Genomic DNA, 14,227 nt, shown 5'->3' on the forward strand with positions numbered 1-14,227 from the left:
TTTTCCGCCGCCCCGCCTGCAACGCTACGGCTTGCAAGCGGGGCGGCGGGCTGATTCAATGACCGCCGCATCGGGATTCGGACAGAAGAACGTGGGCAACAATCTCCATCAACCGCTGGGTCAGGACCGCAAGCCGAAAGCTCGCGAGGGCAAAACGGCGGATTCGCATTGGGGTCGCCGGCTCGTCATCGCCGCCGTGCTGCTGGCTGTTGTCGGCGGCGCCGGTTGGATGGCGTTGTCAGGCGCGCGCGTCGAGACCACCGAAACCGCGGTGGTGATGCAGACATCCCGAACCGATGCCGCATCACAAGCGGCAAACGAAGCGACCGACGTATCACCCGCCGATGAAGAAGCCGAACTGGTCACCGACCAGGCTGGCACTGATGACACGCTGCCGGTACAGGACGGCAAATCCGGCGCCAAGATTGTTACCACCCTCGGCGACGATGGTGAGAAGCTGGAAAACATCACACCGGTCGACCGTGACAACAAACGGCCAGTGCTGCTCAAGATACCCGGCCGGATCGGGCAGAACCCCCGCCTTGCCCATTTGCCGGACCCTGCGGTGATCGAACAGACCGAAAACGGCCGGTTGCCGGTTCGCGGCGCCAATGGCGAACGTCCTTTCGATGTCTATGCCCGCCCCTGGTCGGGCGCACGCGGCGCCCGTATCGCCATCATCGTCGGCGGGTTGGGCCTGAGCCAGACCGGCACCCAATACGCCATCAAGGCCCTTCCCGAGGAAATCACCCTGGCCTTCGCCGCCAATGGCAACAGCCTGCAGCGCTGGATGCAGGAAGCCCGGCGCGGTGGCCACGAGATCCTGCTGCAGGTGCCGCTCGAACCCTTCGATTATCCCGCCAACGATCCCGGCCCGGGTACGCTGACCGTCGCAGCCGGCGCGGCGGCCAATCTCGAAGAGCTTCACGCGGCGATGAGCCAGATCACCAATTACACCGGTATCACCAATTTCATGGGTGGCCGGTTTCTGGCTGATCCCGACGCGCTGGAACCGATCATGCGCGACCTTGCCGACCGTGGTCTCATGTTTGTCGATGACGGCACCTCGGCGCGCTCACTGGCCGACCGCTTTGCCAAGACACTCGGGATTCCTTTCGCTGCCTCCGATATGGTGCTCGACGCCACGCAAGAGCGCGGCTACATTCTCTCCAAGCTGGATGATCTGGAACGGGTGGCCCGGCGCAATGGTCAGGCTGTTGGCGTTGCCTCGGCATTCGACGTCAGCGTCGACGCCATCGCCACCTGGAGCAATGAAGCCAAGGCCCGCGGAATCGAGATCGTCTCGGCCTCCGCGGTCGCCGACGATCCGGAACAATGAACGGGATGCTTGATGGGCAACAAACAACGCAGCACCAGATCCGCCGCTGATCTGCCTTACCGGTTGTGCGCGGGAATCATGGTGCTCGACCACCGCGGGCTGGTTTGGGTCGGTCGGCGTATCGCCGCGGGCAACACCGAATATGACGGGTCCCCGCAGCTCTGGCAGATGCCACAGGGCGGCCTTGATAAGAACGAAGACCCGTATCAGGCAGCGCTGCGCGAACTCTATGAGGAAACCGGCATGAAGTCGGTCGAGCTGCTTGGCGAAGCGCCCGACTGGATCGATTATGATCTTCCCGATCATCTTCTCGGCATCGGCCTCAAGGGCAAATATCGCGGCCAGCGGCAGCGCTGGTTCGCCTTGCGCTTTGTCGGCGATGAGAGCGAGATTCAGATCAATCCCCCGCCGGGCGGTCACCAGCCAGAATTTGATGTCTGGGACTGGAAACCCATGCAGGATCTGCCGCAGCTGATCGTTCCTTTCAAACGCAAGGCCTATGAACAAGTGGTCGCGACATTTGCCCACCTCGCAGGCGCCCAGCAATGAAATTGATCGGGCTGCTCGGCGGCGTCGGCTGGGAAACCACGGCCATCTACTACCGTCTGCTCAATGAATATACGCAGCGCGAACTGGGCGGTTATCATTCGGCCCGCATTCTCATCCATTCACTGGATTTTGGCGACATAGAAGGCCATCGACGCGCTGGCAACTGGGATGAGATCGGCCGTATCCTGTGCGAGGCGGCCGGCACGCTGAAGGCCGGCGGCGCCGAATTCATCGTGCTGGCGACCAACACCATGCACCGCATTGCCGACCGCATCAGCGCCGCTTCCGATCTCGAACTGCTTCACATCGCCGACCCTGTCGGAGCCAAACTGCGCACCGATGGTTTTACCAAGGTGGCTCTGCTTGGCACCCGGCACACCATGGAAAGCGATTTCTATCCGGTTGTCCTGGAGACACGCTACGGGCTTTCCGTCATCACGCCCGAACCGGATGAGCGCGCCGAGGTGCAGCGGATTATCAGCGACGAACTCAACCACGGCATCATCCGCGCGGGGTCTGAATATTTCGTCGGCGAACTGGTCAAGAAACTTCACGCCCGCGGGGCCGAAGCGGTTATCCTCGGATGCTCTCACATCACTACGATCATCCCGCCGGAATGCGATGTCATTCCGGTCTATGACACCACCCGACTGCACGCCCGCGCGGCGGTCAAACGCGCACTGGAGATCGGCCATGACTGAGTTGCGTGGCATAGCCGCAAAAACCCGCTACCGCCCCGGCGAAGCATCCGACCTGCCGGCAATCCGCGCTGTCGAGGCGCTCAGCTATGCCGGTGTCGAACCTGATGCCGGGCTTTCGGAGGCCCTTGTTACGGCATCCGTCGACACGCTCTCCCATATCGCTGAAATCGACGGTCAACTTGTAGGTCATATCCTGCTGACCCGGATTGACGGGCCCGAGCGGGCCCTGGCATTGGCGCCACTTGCGATCCTACCAGACTGGCGCGACATGCAGATCGGCACAGAATTGGTGAGGCATGCCCTGCGGCGCGCCCGCAAAGATGGTTGGCGCTCTGTGTTTGTCTATGGGCAGCCCGACTATTACGGCCGCTTCGGCTTCAAGTCGCATCTCGCGGACCCCGCCGAGATCGGCTGGCAGGGACCACGCTTTCTGGCGCTGGAGCTGGTCAGTGGCGCGCTCAAGGGCTGGACCGGTCCGCTACGCTATCCCGAAGCCTATCAGGCCGTAGCTCACGCCCTGCAGCGATAGAAGCGGCATCAGCGCCCAATTGGTGGGCTCCCGGGAACCTTCCAGATGAAAACACCGCATAGGTCGGGCAAATTCGCGCGAATGAGCTTCTACGCGCCTCCGTCGCCTTCCAATCACCCATAGCCGCTCTATCGACAAACAAAAAGGACGGCCCGAAGACCGCCCTCTTTTCATTCATGATTCGAATATGTTCAGGCCGGCAGGATGGCGCCCTGCAGCGTGGTCAGCTGGTCGAGATATTCCAGCGCCTTCTGCTTGTCGTTGTTATTTTTCGCATCGGCGTGATCTTCACGCGCGTTTTGCAGCCGGCGGTCGAGATCTTCGCGGTCTATGTCGCCGACAGCGACAGCCGATTCAGCCAGCAGCGTGCAACCGCTCGGCAGGATGTCGGCAAAACCGCCGAACACCACATAACGCTCAGTCTTGCCTTCGGCAGTCTGGACCGTGACAACACCAGGCTTGATGGTGGTCATGGTTGGCGCATGATGCGCCATGACCGTCATTTCGCCATCCGTACCCGGAAGCACGACTTCGGTAGCGGTTGCTGAAAGCAGCAGCCGCTCCGGAGATACGAGTTCAAAATTGAAGCTGTCAGCCATGACGTTCACTTTATCATCTTGTCAGACGGTAGCCCGTGCCGGGCAACAAACCCGGCACGGTCCGTTTGGTTTTGTTTAAGCGACTTCTGCGGCGAGGCGCTGAGCCTTCTCAACGGCTTCCTCGATGGTGCCGACCATGTAGAAAGCCGGCTCCGGAAGGTGATCGTAATCGCCATTCACCAGGCCCTTGAAGCCCTTGATGGTGTCGGCCAGATCGACCAGCTTGCCAGGCGCACCGGTGAACACTTCAGCCACGAAGAACGGCTGTGACAGGAAGCGCTCAACCTTACGAGCGCGCGCCACGGTCACCTTGTCTTCTTCCGAAAGCTCATCCATGCCGAGAATCGCGATGATGTCCTGAAGCGACTTGTAGCGCTGCAGAATTTCCTGGACGCGACGGGCAACTTCGTAGTGCTCATCACCGATGATCAACGGATCAAGCATACGCGAGTTCGAATCGAGCGGATCAACCGCAGGATAGATGCCCTTTTCAGCAATCGAACGGTTCAACACCGTGGTCGCATCCAAGTGGGCAAAGGTCGAAGCAGGCGCCGGGTCGGTCAAGTCATCGGCCGGCACGTAAACGGCCTGCACGGACGTGATCGAGCCCTTGTTGGTGGTCGTGATTCGCTCCTGCATCTGGCCCATATCGGTAGCCAGCGTCGGCTGATAGCCCACAGCGGAAGGAATACGGCCCAAAAGTGCCGACATTTCGGAACCGGCCTGTGTGAAGCGGAAAATGTTGTCCACGAAGAACAGCACGTCCTGGCCGTCGTTACGGAACTGCTCCGCAATCGTCAGACCGGTCAAGGCCACACGTGCACGCGCACCCGGAGGCTCGTTCATCTGACCGAACACGAGTGCGCACTTCGAGCCCTCGCCGCCGCCTTCCTTGTTCACGCCGGATTCGATCATCTCATGATAGAGATCGTTACCTTCACGCGTCCGCTCGCCAACACCGGCAAACACCGAATAACCACCATGCGCCTTGGCGATGTTGTTGATCAGTTCCTGAATGAGAACCGTCTTGCCAACGCCGGCGCCGCCGAACAGGCCGATCTTGCCGCCACGGGCATAAGGGGCGAGCAAATCGACCACCTTGATGCCGGTAACCAGAATTTCGGCTTCCGTCGACTGTTCGCTGAATGCCGGCGCTTCCTGGTGGATGGCACGTCGTGTCTTTGTCTTCACCGGACCTGCATCGTCAACCGGCTCGCCGATCACGTTCAGGATGCGTCCGAGGGTTTCTTCGCCCACAGGCACCGAGATTGGCTCACCGGTGTCAAACACTTCCTGGCCGCGAACCAGACCTTCGGTCGAGTCCATGGCGATGGTGCGAACCGAGTTTTCACCCAGATGCTGCGCAACTTCGAGCACCAGGCGATTGCCCACATTGGTGGTCTCAAGCGCGTTCAGGATGGTCGGCAATTTGCCGTCGTCGAACCGGACGTCGACAACAGCGCCGATGACCTGCGTAACGCGGCCGACTGCGCCCGATCTGGCCGCAACTTTGGTCGTTGCAGCCGCAGATGCGGTTTTCGCCGCTGCGGGTTTCTTTGTCGCCGCGGGCTTCTTCGCCGCTGCGGGCTTGGTTGCCGGGGTAGCTGCCTTAGCCATGTATCTTACCCTCTTCCGTGTCCCTTAGAGCGCTTCCGCACCCGAAATGATTTCAATGAGTTCCTTGGTGATCTGGGCCTGCCGCTGTCGGTTGTAGCTCATCGACAGTTTGTCGATCATGTCGCCAGCATTGCGCGTTGCGTTGTCCATCGCGGACATTTTCGCGCCCATTTCACCGGCAACATTTTCCAGCAGTGCCCTGAAGATCTGCACCTTGATCGAGCGCGGCAGCAAATCCTCGAGGATTTCCTCGGCGCCGGGCTCGTAATCGTAAACCGCAGAGGCTGACGTGTCCGCATCCGCGGCCGACGCTGAGGCCGGGATGATCTGCTGCGCGGTCGGAACCTGGCTGATGACCGACTTGAACTCCGAATAGAACAGAGTGCAAACGTCAAAGCCACCTTCAGCAAACAGATCCATGACTTTCGTCGCGACCAGTTCGGCCTGAGCGAAACTCATCTGCTTGACCTCGCGGAAATCCACCCGCTCGATGATCAGCGACGCATATTCACGGCGCAGAATATCATAGCCCTTCTTGCCGACGCAGATGATCTTGACGTCCTTGCCATCGGCCAGCAGCCGGCGAACATGTTCGCGGGCAAACCGGGCGATCTGCGAATTGAAGCCACCGCACATGCCACGTTCGGCAGTGCAGACCACAAGCAGATGCGTGTCATCCTTGCCGGTGCCTGTCATCAACCGCGGCGCTTCATCGCCACCGCCGACAGCTTCGGCGATGTTGGACATCACCGCTGCCATGCGCTGCGAATAGGGCCGGGCAGCCTCGGCCGCCTCCTGCGCACGCCGAAGCTTCGCCGCGGCGACCATCTGCATCGCCTTGGTGATCTTCTGCGTCGCCTTGACGGAGGCGATCCGGTTTTTCAGATCCTTGAGTGAAGGCATCCGTTATCCGTCCTCGGTCTCTTGCCGTTAGGCAAAGTTTTTGGCGTAAGTGTCGATGGCGGCCTTCAGCTGCGACTTGAGATCGTCGCTGAGAGCCTTCTCCTTGCGGATCGCCTCAAGCACGTCCTTGCCTTCGCTGCGCATATGCGCCAGCAGGCCGTGTTCGAACCGATTGACATCGCCGACAGCGATCTTGTCGAGATAGCCGTTAACACCAGCGTAGATCACCGCGACCTGTTCTTCGGTCTTGAGCGGCGAGAACTGCGGCTGCTTGAGCAACTCGGTCAGGCGCGCACCGCGGTTCAGCAAGCGCTGGGTGGCGGCGTCGAGGTCGGAACCGAACTGCGCAAAGGCCGCCATTTCGCGGTACTGCGCAAGCTCGCCCTTGATCGATCCGGCAACCTGCTTCATCGCCTTGACCTGAGCCGCCGATCCCACGCGGGACACCGACAGACCGACGTTCACGGCCGGGCGGATGCCCTGGAAGAACAGATCGGTTTCAAGGAAGATCTGACCGTCGGTGATCGAAATCACGTTGGTCGGGATGTAGGCCGACACGTCGTTGGCCTGGGTCTCAATCACCGGCAGCGCGGTCAGCGAGCCAGCGCCATTGGCTTCATTGAGCTTGGCCGAGCGCTCGAGCAGGCGCGAGTGCAGGTAGAAAACGTCGCCGGGATAGGCTTCGCGGCCTGGCGGGCGGCGCAGCAGCAGCGAAATCTGACGATAGGCCACAGCCTGCTTGGACAGATCGTCATAGGCGATCAGCGCATGCATGCCATTGTCGCGGAAATATTCGCCCATCGCACAGCCGGCGAACGGCGCCAGGAACTGCATCGGCGCCGCATCGGATGCGGTGGCAGCGATGATGATCGAATATTTCAGCGCGCCGCGGTCTTCGAGAACCTTGACGAACTGGGCAACCGTCGAACGCTTCTGGCCGACCGCGACATAGACGCAGTAGAGCTTTTCCGCCTCGGGGCCGTTCTCGTGGATCGGCCGCTGGTTGAGGAAGGTATCGAGAATGATCGCGGTCTTGCCGGTCTGGCGGTCACCAATCACCAGCTCGCGCTGGCCACGGCCGATCGGGATCAGCGCATCGATGGCTTTCAGGCCGGTCGACATCGGCTCATGCACCGACTTGCGCGGCATGATGCCCGGCGCCTTGACGTCCACCCGCGAGCGGAGCTTGGACTTGATCGGACCCTTGCCGTCGATCGGGTTGCCGAGCGCGTCAACAACGCGGCCGAGCAGCTCGGGGCCAACCGGTACGTCAACGATGGCGCCGGTCCGCTTGACGATGTCGCCTTCCTTGATGTCCCGGTCGGAACCGAAAATCACGATGCCGACATTGTCGGCTTCAAGGTTGAGCGCCATGCCGCGAATGCCGCCTGGGAATTCGACCATTTCACCGGCCTGGACATTGTCGAGACCGTAGACACGGGCAATACCGTCACCGACGGAAAGCACTTGGCCGACTTCCGAGACTTCGGCTTCCTTGCCGAAATTTGTGATCTGGTCTTTGAGAATTGCGGAAATTTCCGCGGCGCGGATATCCATCAGCCAACCTCTTTCAGTGCATGCTTAAGGGTGGAAAGTTTTGTGCGAAGCGATGTGTCGACCTGGCGTGAGCCAATCTTGACGATCAGGCCGCCCAGCAACGACAGATCAACAGTGACATCGAGCGTCACGGTTTTCCCGGTCACGCCCGAAAGCGCGACCTTGAGTTCTTTTTCCTGCGCCGCCGACAGGGCGTGCGCCGTGGTCACATCGGCGGTCACCTCGCCGCGTTCCCGGGCAACCGTCTCGTGATAGGAACGAACGATTGCGGGTACGGCGAAGAGCCGGCGGTTGCGAGCGACCACCTGCAGGAAATTGCCTGCCAAACCGGAAATTCCGGCTTTGCCGATCAGCGCCGTAATCGCACGGCTCTGATCCTCGGCAGAAAAGACTGGGCTTTTGACGAGGCGCTGCAAATCGGCGCTGCCGTCAATCAAAGCCTGAAAACGGTCAAGGTCCTTCGCCACGGCGTCAACCGATTTGGCTTGGGCGGCCAGCTCGTAAAGCGAGGAGGCATACCGTTCGGCGACACCGGAAATATACTGGGAGTTGTCGGCCACGGGCGGGATTGTCTCTCGTTGGCATCCAAGTGCTTGCACTCGACCGGAATCGGGAAAGGCAAACCTTTGATTTTGTTTCGGTAATTTTCGGGCCTCCCACACCGTAAGGTATGTTTTTCCCGAAATGCGCGGTCCGTCTAGCATAGTGTGTCGGGACTCGCAACACGCCGGGGGCGGCTTAACGCTCCTGCTTTGGGATGAGTTGCCCCTTATTGACGCTCTCGTGTGGCCAATAACCGGCGGTTTTGCGTCAGATAAAGCCAAGTCCGTAGAGCAGCGGCATTGCGGCAAGCAGCGCCTCGATTGCCACCGAAATGAAATTGTAGGGCGTCATTCCCCGATCCGACAGCATCGAAATGATTCGCCCGAATGCGGTAAACGCCCACCCCGCACCCAGCGCCAGATAGATTAATGGTTGAGCGAAAAGCATCGCGCATATCGCCACCCCGAGGTAAAACCCGGCCATGGTGGCGCGCGCTTCCGATACCGCTTCGGGGTGATCGGGCGAAGTCTGCAACCGCAGGATCCTGAGCGACAACCGTGGCCCGAACATCAGCAACAGGCCAAAGCCGAGCGTCACCAGCGCCGACGACCAGGCCAGCCATTCGCCCTGCGTTGTCGGCCAGTAGAATTCGATCATGCGCGCGTCTCCAATTTGCCAGGCCCGGCGATGCCACCGGGCGGTTTTCCTGTGCGACGCTTTAGCACGCCCCGACAGCGCGCCATAGCCATGCCAACATCAGCGCACGGCTGCAGCCAGCCGCTCGCGCCGCGCGATATTGCGTTCCCGATTCATGATGTAAAGCCCGCTCAGGCAGATGATCACCGCGCCGGTAAGCGTCCAGCCATCAGGAAGATCGCCGAACACGACAAATCCAAACAGCGTCATCCACAACAACTGGCTGTAGACGAAGGGCGCCACCTTCGAGGCGCTGGCCAGTCGGCTGGCCCGCACCAGCAGCAGATGGCCGCCGGCGCCGAACAGGCCAAGGCTGGCGAGCAACACGATCTCCAGCCAGCCCTGCGGCATGGTTGTGGCATAAAACGCCGACGGCGCCAGCAACACGGTTCCGATGATGCCCGAATAGAACACCATGCTTGACAGGCTCTCGCGCGCCACCAGCTTGCGCGTCAGGATCGAATAGACTGCGTAGGTCAGCACCGCCGCAACAGACCAGAGAATTGGCAACTGGAACACGCCCGACCCCGGACGCACCACGATCAGCACCCCGACAAAACCGACGACAATCGCCGCCCAGCGGCGCGGTCCGGCCCATTCGCCGAGCATCGGCCCGGCCAGTGCCGTGACCAGCATCGGCCCGGAGAGAAAGATGGTCACCGTCTGCGCCAGTTGCAGATCGCGCAGCGCCAGGAAGTTGAACAGGGTGGTGGCCGGCAACAGCACCCCGCGCAGGATCTGCAAGCCGGGATTGTGCATCCGGTAAAGATCCTTCCGCCGCCAGCCCTGAAAGACGATAAGGGAGAGCAACGTGTGCCCGGCAAACCGGCACCAGACCACGAACACCGCCGCATAGCCGATTGTGACAAGATATTTCGCCGTGGTGTCGAGCAGCGCAAAGCCCATGAAGGTGCCAAGCGCCAGAATCATCGCCACAGGCGGCATCGCCTCACGGTCAACGTCGTGCCGCGCGGGCCGGTCGGGAAGTATGTGATCCAAGATGGTGTTCTCGTTGCAGAAAGAGCAAGACATGCACCTCTGGGCGAGGACTGTCAAAATGCGGGGCCCACCCAAACGGTGGACTGTCCCGCATTTCGGTTAGGCCGTATCGCTTTCGCTCCTGCAAGCGCCTCAGACGCCGCAATCGCCCTGATAGGCAATCTCGCTGCTGTTGCCCGATCTGCTCACCTTGATGGTGCCGGAATAGCCAGCCGATTCGCTGCCCTGCTCCCCATCCATCATGGTCAGTTCAACGCGGTAGGGATCAACATCATGGCTGCGGTAGATACGAACCACACCGCCGTCAATTTCCTGCACCTCAGTTTGCGCCAGCTGCCGCAATTGATCGTCGATCCGCATGAACGGCGCTTCGATCGTATCGGTCTCATCGACCGGGAAATTGGTGAATAGCACCCATCGCCAGGATGATGGATCGTCATAGACAAAATTGTGGTCGGCGCGCATGAACGAGCAATAACTGTCAATATCCGGCCAGACGATCTCGCCGATCCGAGGCCCGCCTTCCTGGGCAAACGCAGCGCCGGTCATCAGTGCTGCCAGTGCTGCAAGCGTCAATGCTTTCATGCTGTCTCTCCCAATTCCGATTTCCTCCGCGTTGAAGCTAACAATTTGCTTCATCAATGCAACAAGGCGAGATACCAGTCACCTTTCAGCCCTGCGCCTGTTCGAACATATCCCGGATGATCTTACCGGCATTGCGCGCCTCGACTTCCGATTCGCGCACCAGCGTGTCGAAATGCTGCGTCAGCGCACTGACCTGCTTGCTGTCGCGGTACACCAGGTAGAACTGCCCGACATAGACTGCCGCCAGCAAACGTCCGAAAATGGAAACCGGCGCCGAAAACACCTTCTTCGAGATCATAAAGATACAGCCTCAGCGACGGATACAGCCGGGCGCAGCCGGTCTGCCATGAATTCGATCTGCTCGGCCCGGATATCGCGGTCGAGCCCTTCCCAGTAGCCATGCCCCCGCGCCAGCGATCTCACCTTGTCGATCGAGACGCAGATTTCATAGTCCGATCCCGGCGCGCGCAGCCACTCGGTGGTTTCGTGCATGGCGCCGCGCGCCTGTTCCGGAGTCTTGTCGAGAAACGCGGCATATTCCCATTCCAGCACCGCTTCGGTTTTCAATATATCGGGAAGCATCGCCGGCACATGCCGGATCTTGTGGCCGGCGGCTTCCTGGTGCCAGGCGATGATCTGTTCATCCGCCGGTGTCCGCTGCGCGGTTTCCATGCGGAAATTGGCCGACAGCACTTCCGCCGCCGTCTCGGGCCGGTCTGACAATCCCAACAGCCAGTCCGCGCTGACGCCCAGCGCCTGCGCGCATTCGGCCGCCAGATGCGCATTTGGCAGCCGCACCTCGTCGTTGGCCAGCAATTGCGCAATGGTCGAGCGATCGACCCCGGCCTCCCGCGCCAACGCGCTGCGGCTCATTGCAGTCAGGGCCAGGCGGGCAGCCAGCCGGTTACGAAACAGTTCTGCGCGCTCATTCTTGTGCATCGCCTATTTTTTGCATCATTGGTGATATTAATCAACAAATGAGATTTTACGGAGCGAAAACACCAAATTCCGGCAGTACGCTGCTTGGCCTAGTATCGGACTCGCCAGAACCCGAAACCAATCCGAACCCAGAAATCGGAGGCCCACCATGGACTCAAAAATCAGAACCATCGTCAAAGCCATCACCTGGCAGATCCTCGGCCTTGCTGTCAGCGGCGCGTTGGCCTGGTTTTACACCGGCTCGGTGATCACCGCCCTGTCTTTCGCCTTCTCGACAGCGACAAGCGGACTGGCCTTCTTCATCGTCCACGAACGGATCTGGGCACGGGTGAGATGGGGCATCCGGGAGCGACACGCATGAGGGCGCAAGGTAAGCTGGCTCCGGTTTTACAAGCTAACCGAGGTGGTCAGATGACCGTTGAGAGGAGCAGCGCAGACCCCTGGGCCGACGCTCCCGACCCAGGGCCGAACCTAGCACTCGTCTGCCTGGAGCCCGCCTTCAGCTTTGCTGCCGGTTACTCGAACGACATTTCCGAGTATCGAAGCAGGACATCTTTCGGTACCGAATAACAGGCTTTGACGTCCTAGAGGCTTGTGTCAGGCCGTTCGCCGAATGGTCCCGACAAGCTCGATTGCTTCGCTCAGCGTGTTGGAAATGGTGCCGTATTTGCGGAGATTCCGATGCAACAGGTCCAACCTCTCGTCGGTCTCGTCCGTGTCGACCACGATTTCATAGTCGATACGGACCATTTTGGGCGGGCTGTCCTGCCGGACACCATGCAGTTTGATGTCGATGGCGCGCAGATCGAACTCAAGCAGGGGCGCCACCCGTTCGGCCCCCTTCAGCATGCAAGCCGCGAGGCTCGCCAGCAGCATTTCTGCCGGATTGAACGCGTCATCGCGGCCCGCCACATCTGTGTCCAGAACGATCCGTGCGTCCTTGGCATAGGCTTCTGATCCGTGGTCGTCGATTCGGCGGGCAGTTACGTTGTATTCAAGCATGTCTTTCGCTCCACAAAGGCGACGTCAGGAAACTCAGGCCGCCAGCCATTGCTCCAGCTTGGCCGCGTCGGGAAGCCCACCCGCATGGACGAGCTTGCCATCAACCGCAAGCGCCGGTGTCGACATGACACCCGCCATTGCAATGGATTTGGCGTCAGCTACCTTTTCGATGGTGACATCAATACCCAGTTTCGCAGCCGCGTCGCGCACCATCTTTTCGGTGGTCTCGCAGCGCTTGCAGCCAGGGCCGTAAACTTTGACAGATTTCATGGGATGTCCTTTCAGGGTGCGAAATCATGAACCCGGTTACAATAGCAAGTTGAAGAGGTAGCCGGTGGCGAGGATGCCCGCCGAAACAACAGCGATAAAGATCGCGATCAACCGCAACGTCAGCACCTGTTTGAGAATGATCATTTCCGGCAGCGACAGCGCGATCACCGACATCATGAAGGCGAGCGTCGTACCAAGAGCCGCGCCCTTGCCCAGCAATGCCTCCACGATGGGAATGACGCCTGCAGCATTGGTGTACATCGGCACGCCGACAACCACCGCTGCGGGCACCGACCACCACGCCTCACCCCCCATGATCTTCAGCATCATCGCTTCGGGCACATAGCCGTGGATCAATGCGCCGATACCGATACCGACCAACACCCAGATCCAGACCTTGCCGACAATCTCGCGGACTTGCTCGACGCCGATTTTCAACCTGTCGATAAATATGAACTTTACCTCGGGCAGGTCGCCAACCGGGCCAGCGTTCAGTTCGCGCACCCAATCCTGCAGGTAGCGTTCCAGCCTCATCTTCCCCATCACGTAGCCTGCGACCGTGGCAATCGAGAAGCCGAACACAAGATAGATCGTGGCAATTTGCCACCCGACCAGGCCATAAAGCAGCCCAAGTCCGACAGGGCCGACCATCGGACCTGCGATCAGGAACGAAAACGTCACGCCCAGAGGGACGCCAGCCGAAACAAAGCCGATGAAAAGCGGCACAGACGAGCACGAACAAAACGGCGTCAGCACCCCCAGTAAAGCCGCCAGCGGATAGCCCAGTATCTCTCGTTTGCCCGCAAGCATTGCACGGGTCTTCTCGGGGCTGAACCAGCTGCGCAGCACGCCCGTCACAAAGACGATACCCGTCAGTAGCAAAAGCACCTTTGGCACATCATAGGCGAAGAATGCGATCGCCTCGCCGCTGTGGCTGTCGCGGGCAACGGGGAACAGGGCGGTGACCCATTCGGAGAAGGGGATCAACTGACCGTATGCCAGCCAGCCAATGACAGCAGCACCAAAAATACCCGCATACCAGACCCAGTCTGACGTTTCGCGTTTCGGACCAATTTCATGGATTGCCGTCGTCATGCGATTTCCTGTTCGAAGAGTTTTTCGGCGTTCAAAACGGCGGAGATCATCGTCGTGATTTCTGGCGCAATATCCGGGCTTCGCCGAAAACGGACCCATTGCGCATCACGCCGATCGACGACGAGACCAACTTCACGCAACACCTTCATGTGTCGCGACATGCGGCTCTGGCTTGCATCAAGCCGGTCCATCAATTCGCAAACGCAATGCTCACCGCCATCCCAAACGATGGCGAGTGCGGCGCGGCGGGTTGAATCGCAAAGGGCGTTGAGTATCTCCTGCATGACGCGTTAATATGCGCTTT

At 60.1% G+C, this 14,227-nt stretch carries 19 protein-coding genes; 5 read left to right on the forward strand and 14 right to left on the reverse strand.

Annotation, left to right across the window (positions count from 1 at the left end; translation table 11 throughout):
* The first annotated feature begins 91 nt into the window (after window positions 1–91).
* Genes OEG84_RS14380 through OEG84_RS14395 form a run of 4 tightly spaced genes read left to right on the forward strand, consistent with a single transcriptional unit; the run spans window position 92 to window position 3,118 of the window.
* On the forward strand, window positions 92–1,339 hold the full coding sequence (locus tag OEG84_RS14380) for a divergent polysaccharide deacetylase family protein (protein ID WP_267654385.1): 1,248 nt from the start codon (window positions 92–94) through the stop codon (window positions 1,337–1,339).
* 12 nt (window positions 1,340–1,351) lie between these two features.
* Window positions 1,352–1,888 carry an RNA pyrophosphohydrolase gene (locus OEG84_RS14385; protein ID WP_267654386.1) on the forward strand — a complete coding sequence of 179 codons (537 nt, stop codon included), beginning with the start codon at window positions 1,352–1,354 and terminating at the stop codon, window positions 1,886–1,888.
* On the forward strand, window positions 1,885–2,589 hold the full coding sequence (locus OEG84_RS14390; protein WP_267654387.1) for an aspartate/glutamate racemase family protein: 705 nt from the start codon (window positions 1,885–1,887) through the stop codon (window positions 2,587–2,589). The genes OEG84_RS14385 and OEG84_RS14390 overlap by 4 nt, the downstream gene beginning before the upstream one ends.
* Window positions 2,582–3,118, forward strand: coding sequence for a GNAT family N-acetyltransferase (locus OEG84_RS14395; RefSeq protein WP_267654388.1), 537 nt, complete (start codon window positions 2,582–2,584; stop codon window positions 3,116–3,118). The genes OEG84_RS14390 and OEG84_RS14395 overlap by 8 nt, the downstream gene beginning before the upstream one ends.
* A 191-nt stretch (window positions 3,119–3,309) precedes the next feature.
* Here the strand turns inward: OEG84_RS14395 and OEG84_RS14400 are convergent, their stop codons facing one another.
* The 10 genes from OEG84_RS14400 to OEG84_RS14445 form a co-directional block, all read right to left on the reverse strand.
* Entirely contained in the window at window positions 3,310–3,717 is a 408-nt protein-coding gene (locus tag OEG84_RS14400) for a F0F1 ATP synthase subunit epsilon (RefSeq protein WP_267654389.1), read from the reverse strand.
* Between the two features lie 75 nt (window positions 3,718–3,792).
* Window positions 3,793–5,334, reverse strand: a complete 1,542-nt coding sequence (gene atpD / locus OEG84_RS14405) for a F0F1 ATP synthase subunit beta (protein WP_267654390.1) — start codon at window positions 5,332–5,334, stop codon at window positions 3,793–3,795.
* A gap of 24 nt (window positions 5,335–5,358) precedes the next feature.
* Complete coding sequence (locus OEG84_RS14410) at window positions 5,359–6,237, reverse strand: F0F1 ATP synthase subunit gamma (RefSeq protein ID WP_267654391.1); 879 nt, start codon at window positions 6,235–6,237, stop codon at window positions 5,359–5,361.
* A gap of 27 nt (window positions 6,238–6,264) precedes the next feature.
* Window positions 6,265–7,794 carry a F0F1 ATP synthase subunit alpha gene (gene atpA / locus OEG84_RS14415; protein WP_267654392.1) on the reverse strand — a complete coding sequence of 510 codons (1,530 nt, stop codon included), beginning with the start codon at window positions 7,792–7,794 and terminating at the stop codon, window positions 6,265–6,267.
* Entirely contained in the window at window positions 7,794–8,354 is a 561-nt protein-coding gene (locus tag OEG84_RS14420; protein WP_324288209.1) for a F0F1 ATP synthase subunit delta, read from the reverse strand. Before OEG84_RS14420 ends, atpA begins: the two co-directional genes overlap by 1 nt.
* Before the next feature lie 250 nt (window positions 8,355–8,604).
* Complete coding sequence (locus OEG84_RS14425; protein WP_267654393.1) at window positions 8,605–8,994, reverse strand: AGROH133_08824 family phage infection protein; 390 nt, start codon at window positions 8,992–8,994, stop codon at window positions 8,605–8,607.
* 99 nt (window positions 8,995–9,093) lie between these two features.
* Window positions 9,094–10,032, reverse strand: coding sequence for a DMT family transporter (locus OEG84_RS14430; protein ID WP_267654394.1), 939 nt, complete (start codon window positions 10,030–10,032; stop codon window positions 9,094–9,096).
* A gap of 132 nt (window positions 10,033–10,164) precedes the next feature.
* Window positions 10,165–10,617 (reverse strand): hypothetical protein, encoded by a 453-nt coding sequence (locus OEG84_RS14435; protein ID WP_267654395.1) that lies wholly within the window; start codon window positions 10,615–10,617, stop codon window positions 10,165–10,167.
* 85 nt (window positions 10,618–10,702) lie between these two features.
* Window positions 10,703–10,915 carry a hypothetical protein gene (locus tag OEG84_RS14440; RefSeq protein ID WP_267654396.1) on the reverse strand — a complete coding sequence of 71 codons (213 nt, stop codon included), beginning with the start codon at window positions 10,913–10,915 and terminating at the stop codon, window positions 10,703–10,705.
* Window positions 10,912–11,556, reverse strand: coding sequence for a helix-turn-helix transcriptional regulator (locus OEG84_RS14445; protein ID WP_267654397.1), 645 nt, complete (start codon window positions 11,554–11,556; stop codon window positions 10,912–10,914). Before OEG84_RS14445 ends, OEG84_RS14440 begins: the two co-directional genes overlap by 4 nt.
* A gap of 148 nt (window positions 11,557–11,704) precedes the next feature.
* Here OEG84_RS14445 and OEG84_RS14450 point away from each other — a divergent pair, with 148 nt between their 5' ends.
* Window positions 11,705–11,917, forward strand: a complete 213-nt coding sequence (locus OEG84_RS14450; RefSeq protein ID WP_267654398.1) for a DUF2061 domain-containing protein — start codon at window positions 11,705–11,707, stop codon at window positions 11,915–11,917.
* A gap of 236 nt (window positions 11,918–12,153) precedes the next feature.
* Here the strand turns inward: OEG84_RS14450 and OEG84_RS14455 are convergent, their stop codons facing one another.
* From OEG84_RS14455 to OEG84_RS14470, 4 genes are read right to left on the reverse strand one after another with little or no spacing between them, the layout of a single operon-like run.
* Window positions 12,154–12,558, reverse strand: a complete 405-nt coding sequence (locus OEG84_RS14455; protein WP_267654399.1) for an OsmC family protein — start codon at window positions 12,556–12,558, stop codon at window positions 12,154–12,156.
* Window positions 12,559–12,591: 33 nt separating this feature from the next.
* On the reverse strand, window positions 12,592–12,828 hold the full coding sequence (locus OEG84_RS14460) for a thioredoxin family protein (RefSeq protein WP_267654400.1): 237 nt from the start codon (window positions 12,826–12,828) through the stop codon (window positions 12,592–12,594).
* Window positions 12,829–12,864: 36 nt separating this feature from the next.
* Window positions 12,865–13,923, reverse strand: coding sequence for a permease (locus tag OEG84_RS14465; RefSeq protein ID WP_267654401.1), 1,059 nt, complete (start codon window positions 13,921–13,923; stop codon window positions 12,865–12,867).
* Window positions 13,920–14,207 carry an ArsR/SmtB family transcription factor gene (locus OEG84_RS14470; protein ID WP_267654402.1) on the reverse strand — a complete coding sequence of 96 codons (288 nt, stop codon included), beginning with the start codon at window positions 14,205–14,207 and terminating at the stop codon, window positions 13,920–13,922. Before OEG84_RS14470 ends, OEG84_RS14465 begins: the two co-directional genes overlap by 4 nt.
* Window positions 14,208–14,227: the final 20 nt, after the last annotated feature.

It is taken from the genome of Hoeflea algicola, from assembly GCF_026619415.1.
Taxonomy (GTDB): domain Bacteria; phylum Pseudomonadota; class Alphaproteobacteria; order Rhizobiales; family Rhizobiaceae; genus Hoeflea; species Hoeflea algicola.

Excerpts from the sequence above, each read along its gene's own strand:
- OEG84_RS14385 (WP_267654386.1), top strand. The coding sequence starts at position 1,352 with ATGGGCAACAAACAACGCAGCACCAGATCCGCCGCTGATCTGCCTTAC.
- OEG84_RS14390 (WP_267654387.1), top strand. The coding sequence starts at position 1,885 with ATGAAATTGATCGGGCTGCTCGGCGGCGTCGGCTGGGAAACCACGGCC.
- OEG84_RS14395 (WP_267654388.1), top strand. The coding sequence starts at position 2,582 with ATGACTGAGTTGCGTGGCATAGCCGCAAAAACCCGCTACCGCCCCGGC.
- OEG84_RS14400 (WP_267654389.1), bottom strand. The coding sequence starts at position 3,717 with ATGGCTGACAGCTTCAATTTTGAACTCGTATCTCCGGAGCGGCTGCTG.
- atpD (WP_267654390.1), bottom strand. The coding sequence starts at position 5,334 with ATGGCTAAGGCAGCTACCCCGGCAACCAAGCCCGCAGCGGCGAAGAAG.
- OEG84_RS14410 (WP_267654391.1), bottom strand. The coding sequence starts at position 6,237 with ATGCCTTCACTCAAGGATCTGAAAAACCGGATCGCCTCCGTCAAGGCG.
- atpA (WP_267654392.1), bottom strand. The coding sequence starts at position 7,794 with ATGGATATCCGCGCCGCGGAAATTTCCGCAATTCTCAAAGACCAGATC.
- OEG84_RS14425 (WP_267654393.1), bottom strand. The coding sequence starts at position 8,994 with ATGATCGAATTCTACTGGCCGACAACGCAGGGCGAATGGCTGGCCTGG.
- OEG84_RS14435 (WP_267654395.1), bottom strand. The coding sequence starts at position 10,617 with ATGAAAGCATTGACGCTTGCAGCACTGGCAGCACTGATGACCGGCGCT.
- OEG84_RS14440 (WP_267654396.1), bottom strand. The coding sequence starts at position 10,915 with ATGATCTCGAAGAAGGTGTTTTCGGCGCCGGTTTCCATTTTCGGACGT.
- OEG84_RS14445 (WP_267654397.1), bottom strand. The coding sequence starts at position 11,556 with ATGCACAAGAATGAGCGCGCAGAACTGTTTCGTAACCGGCTGGCTGCC.
- OEG84_RS14450 (WP_267654398.1), top strand. The coding sequence starts at position 11,705 with ATGGACTCAAAAATCAGAACCATCGTCAAAGCCATCACCTGGCAGATC.
- OEG84_RS14455 (WP_267654399.1), bottom strand. The coding sequence starts at position 12,558 with ATGCTTGAATACAACGTAACTGCCCGCCGAATCGACGACCACGGATCA.
- OEG84_RS14460 (WP_267654400.1), bottom strand. The coding sequence starts at position 12,828 with ATGAAATCTGTCAAAGTTTACGGCCCTGGCTGCAAGCGCTGCGAGACC.
- OEG84_RS14465 (WP_267654401.1), bottom strand. The coding sequence starts at position 13,923 with ATGACGACGGCAATCCATGAAATTGGTCCGAAACGCGAAACGTCAGAC.
- OEG84_RS14470 (WP_267654402.1), bottom strand. The coding sequence starts at position 14,207 with ATGCAGGAGATACTCAACGCCCTTTGCGATTCAACCCGCCGCGCCGCA.